The 4598-nt window shown below is 61.9% G+C and carries 5 protein-coding genes; 3 read left to right on the plus strand and 2 right to left on the minus strand.

From position 1 onward, the window contains the following. The coding region (locus ACYVDE_RS15080; RefSeq protein ID WP_460502365.1) for a hypothetical protein at positions 1-210 on the plus strand (210 nt) is incomplete at its 5' end. A gap of 221 nt (positions 211-431) precedes the next feature. Here the strand turns inward: ACYVDE_RS15080 and ACYVDE_RS15085 are convergent. Beyond that, positions 432-1127, minus strand: a complete 696-nt coding sequence (locus ACYVDE_RS15085; RefSeq protein WP_460502366.1) for a hypothetical protein — start codon at positions 1125-1127, stop codon at positions 432-434. 295 nt (positions 1128-1422) lie between these two features. On the opposite strand from ACYVDE_RS15085, the gene ACYVDE_RS15090 reads away from it, so the two are divergent. Then, positions 1423-2154 (plus strand): GAF domain-containing protein, encoded by a 732-nt coding sequence (locus ACYVDE_RS15090; RefSeq protein WP_460502367.1) that lies wholly within the window; start codon positions 1423-1425, stop codon positions 2152-2154. Between the two features lie 54 nt (positions 2155-2208). Here the strand turns inward: ACYVDE_RS15090 and ACYVDE_RS15095 are convergent, their stop codons facing one another. Beyond that, positions 2209-2925 (minus strand): hypothetical protein, encoded by a 717-nt coding sequence (locus tag ACYVDE_RS15095; protein WP_460502368.1) that lies wholly within the window; start codon positions 2923-2925, stop codon positions 2209-2211. A gap of 303 nt (positions 2926-3228) precedes the next feature. On the opposite strand from ACYVDE_RS15095, the gene ACYVDE_RS15100 reads away from it, so the two are divergent. After that, positions 3229-4598, plus strand: a 1370-nt coding sequence (locus ACYVDE_RS15100) for a DNA topoisomerase (RefSeq protein ID WP_460502369.1), incomplete at its 3' end; no start/stop codon positions are given.

Here is a 4598-nt window from a genome sequence, read left to right on the forward strand (position 1 = left end):
CAGCCCACGCCAGCCGGCGGCCCCGGGCTCATCGATGGCCGCCCCATTCTGGCTACGACTTTTCTGGTGGGCAGCCTGCCGGTTATCGGCATCGAGCTGCTGACCTGCGGCGGCTGGGGCCGCCGCGCCGAGCAGAAAGCCGTGGCCGCTGCCGAGACGCACCAATTACCCCGAGCGCTACGGCGGAAGCTGAAGCCCGCATATTTCTAGCCCGGGCAGTCGCATCTGGCGCAATTACAGCACGCACAGTTACGGCCGCCTCACCAGAGGCCGCGATGGCGGTGCAGGACGTGCGCAGGGTCCCCCTCCTTGGCCCGCGCTGCTGATGATTGAATGGCAAAGCCCCAGTCAGGACGCCTTTGTCAACGACGCTGTGCATCGACGGGCGGGAGCATGCCCCGCCCCCCTACGCTCACGGGTTCTGAACCGCGCTAAAGCACCCGTTCCCACACCTCGCCGGCCAGGCTTACCATACGCACCAAGCCAGCCTGCCGGTCGTAGTACAGTCCCTCAATAGTGCTGGGATGCAATCGGGCGCAGCCTGCCCGCAGTGGCGTCCCAACGAAGGCAACCACTTCGGTATACGTTCGCCCTCGCACGGTGAGCCGCTGAAAAGGCCCGTTCAGGCCAGCCCCGGTTGGAAACCGCATTCCCTGGAAATTGCAGGTGGCGGTATCGGCATTGCCCACAAAATCTTGCCAGACACCCGTAGCGTAGAACTGGCTTTTGTTCAGGTTGGTACCGTTGGCGTTAGTCAGCGCCGCGTCGCGGTAGAAACGTATTTCTCCTTTAATAAAAGGGGTATCGATACGGGTTGTGCGGAGGTCGAAATAGTCGTAATAATTCAGCAGTACCCCAGATGTGAGTAGGCCTGGGGCGGTGCGCTTTTCGGCCTGAAGTTTCAGCCTTGCCTGCTCTACCCGATACACCCGGCGGCCGCCACGGGGGCTTTCGAGCACCCATTCTTCGCCCTCTTGGGCCTGAAGCCACGGTTGGTCGTCGGTGGTGAAATGATAGTAAGCATACCCCTTGCTGTAGGATAAGCCCGGCCCGTTGGGGTATTCTTTCTTGCAGGCGGCCAGCGAAAGCAGGGCCAGCAGGCAGCAGCGGGTAAGGCGTGTTTTCATGGTGGAAGCGGTTGAGCGGTAGCGAGATGAAAATATCGGCCGCTGCTGGCCGCCAGCGCAAACCAACTATGCGCCTCATCAGACTTTAACGAATCACGCAAAAAGCCGAAATCGTCCGTTGGCACGCAATGGGGCCGGGTATTTCAGGACTTTATCCCAAAACAATTTTACTGCCTGAACAGCCCTGCCGCCGGCCAATGCGGGCCGCTCCCGGCGTTACTTTTGCGTGCTGCCCGGCCGACCGAACTTTTCCGACTAAGCCCGGGTTGGCCGCAACATCCTTTTTGCTGCTTTGATGAACCTCGACCAATACCCCGGCCTGCTGCCATCCTACGAACACGAACGCCTCGTGGCCCTGCAGCCCTACCAGGTGCTGGGCACGCCGGGCCAGGCGCTGTTCAACGATTTTGTGGGTATAGTGGCCAAGCTCTTCGACATGCCAATTGCCCTCGTGAGCCTGGTGCGGGCCGATGACGTGGTGTTCATCGGCAATGTGGGCCTGCCCGAAGCCCGGGTGGTGCCCCGCGAAGACAGCATGTGTTCGGTGGCCATCCTCAGCAACGACCTCACCGAGTTTCGCGACGTGGCCGCCGCGCCCTGCGCCCTGGTCAACCCGTTTGTGGCGCAGCAGCTGCAGCTGGGCTTTTATGCCGCGCAGGCCCTGCACTCGCCCGAGGGCCAGCCCGTGGGTAGCCTCTGCGTTATCGACCGCCGCCCCCGCCAGCTCTCGCACCAGGAGGGCCTGCTGCTGAAAGACCTGGCCGGCGTGTCGCAGCAGCTGCTGCGCCTGCAGGCCGCGCAGGTGGCTGGCCTCGTAGTATCGGCCGAGCAGCGCCAACGCCTCGATGCCAGCGTGCAGCAGTCGCTCACCCGCTTGACCACCCTGGCCGAACTCAACGCCTGGGATGCCACCCCCGACGAAGCCTCTGGCCAGCAATATGCCGACTTGCGGCTCGACGAAGCCCGCTACCTGGCTCAAACCCTGCGCCGCGAGCTGGAAGCCGTGCTGGCCCGGGCGCGGGCGTAAGCAGCCGCACGGCACTTTTGCGCCGCCACTTGATTGGTCTTCAGCGCCGAGTGCCTACAGCACCCGCTCCCATACCTCGCCCGCCAGGCTCACCATGCGCACCAGGCCGGCTTGGCGGTCGTAGTATAGCTCCTGCATAAAAGTGGCCGGCACCGGCGGGCAGTCGGCTCCGCGCGCAGTGCCTTTGAAAGCCACTACCTCGTAGTAGGTGTGCCCGTGCACGGTTAATTGCTCGAATGGGCCGTTGAGGGCCGCACCGCGCGGAAACTTCAGGCCGCGGCAGCTATAATAGTCGCTGATGAGGTCGGTATTGCCCACGAACTCATAGTCCTCGCCCTCGACGTAGAACTGGCTCCGTTTTTCATCGAAGCCGCCGGAGTTCAGGTTGGTGAGCATGGCGGCGTCGCGGGCAAATCGTAGCTCGGCACCGCTACGGCCTACGCTGTCGATGCGGGAGAAGCGGACGGTAATAAAGTCGTTATAGAATAGCAGAGTCGATGAGCTCGGAATACCCATAGAGGTTTTTCGATGCTCGTATTTAAGGGTTTCAATGACGCGATTAATCCTATACACCCGGCGATAGCCGCGCAAATTTTCAAATGTCCATTGGTCGCCCTCTTTAGCTTGCAGCCACAGCCGGTCGTTGGGGGTGAAGTGGTAGTATGGTACGCCGTTAACGTAAGTGAGGCCCAACTCGTCCGGCTCTGCTTTTTCGCAGGCGGCAAGGGAGAGTAGTGCCAGCAGGCAGCAGCGGGTAAAGTGTCGTTTCATTGAGATGAGAATGGAAAAGGAGAGAGGCGGAAATATGCGCTGCTGCCCATCCTGCCCGCAAACTAAAAACTCACCACAGCAGACTTTAACACCGCCCGCAAAAAGGCTAAATTGGCCGTTTGCCTGCGTTCAGTGAAGATATTCTGGGACTTTAGCATTGAATGGCTGCAACAGTTGTGCGCTGCACGCGCCCCGCTCAGGCTTATTGCCTTCCGCCCGCCAAAACCGACCTTTTTCGCCGTTACCTTTGTTGATTCCCCGAGCTGAAAAAATCAGCGGAATCAGTTTAATTAGCGAAAATCAGTGATTGTTTGCATTGCCGAAAAGCCCAGCGTAGCCCGCGAAATTGCCCAGGTCATCGGGGCCAAAAACCGCCACGACGGCTACTTTGAGGGCAACGGCTACCAGGTAACGTGGACTTTCGGCCACTTCTGCCAGCTGAAGGAGCCCGACGACTACCGCCCCGAGTGGAAGCGCTGGAGCCTGCACGACCTGCCGATGGTGCCCGAGCAGTTCGGCATCAAGCTCATGCGCCGCGACGCAGGCGTGGTGGGCCAGTTCAACACCATCAAGCGGCTGGTGAGCGAGGCCACCGAAGTCATCAACTGCGGCGACGCCGGGCAGGAGGGCGAGGTCATTCAGCGCTGGGTGCTGATGGAGGCCAAGTGCCGCAAGCCCGTGAAGCGCCTCTGGATTTCGTCGCTCACCGAGGAGGCTATCCGCCAGGGCTTCCAGAAGCTGCGCGACAGCAAGGAGTTTGACAGCCTGTACCAGGCCGGCAAGAGCCGCGCCGTGGGCGACTGGCTATTGGGCCTCAACGCTACGCGCCTGTTCACCCTCAAATACACCACCTACCAAGACAAGCAGCTGCTGAGCATCGGGCGGGTGCAAACCCCCACGCTGGCCCTGCTGGTGGAGCGCTGGCACGAAATCCAGAACTTCCGGCCCGAGCCGTACTGGGTGCTGAAGACCGAATACCGGGGCACGCTGTTCAGCCACATGGCCGCGCCTGACAAGGCCAAGGACGCCGACGCCGCGCCCGATACCAAGAGCCGCCTGCGCGCCCTGGGCTACTTCGTAACCGAGGAAGAAGCCCAAGAGGCCCTGGAGGCCGTGCGCCCCGCCCCGCTGCGCGTAACGGACGTGGAGATTAAGAAAGGGCGGGAGTCGCCCCCGCGCCTGTTCGATTTGACCTCGCTGCAGGTGCAGTGCAACAACCAGCTGGGCCTCTCGGCTGATGACACGCTGAAAATCGTGCAGGCCCTGTACGAGAAGAAGGCTGTGAGCTACCCGCGCGTCGATACCACCTTCCTGCCCGACGACCAGTACCCAAAAATCCCGGGCATTCTGCGCGGCATTTCGGGCTACGACGCGCTGACCGCGCCGCTGCTGGCCGCCAAGATTCCGAAGACGCCCAAGGTTTTTAACAACAACAAAGTCACCGACCACCACGCCATCATCCCGACGGGCGCGGCCGGCCCCAGCGGCGGCATGGAAACCAGCGTGTACGACATCATCACGCGCCGCTTCATCGCCGCCTTCTACCCCGATTGTGAGGTGAGCAACACCACCGTGCTGGCCGAAGCCGCCGAGCGGCCCTTCCGCGTGCGCGGCCGCCAGATTCTCAACCCCGGCTGGCGCGTGGTGTACGGCGACCCTACCCAGCAGGCGGC

The sequence above is a fragment of the Hymenobacter agri genome (genome assembly GCF_054778495.1).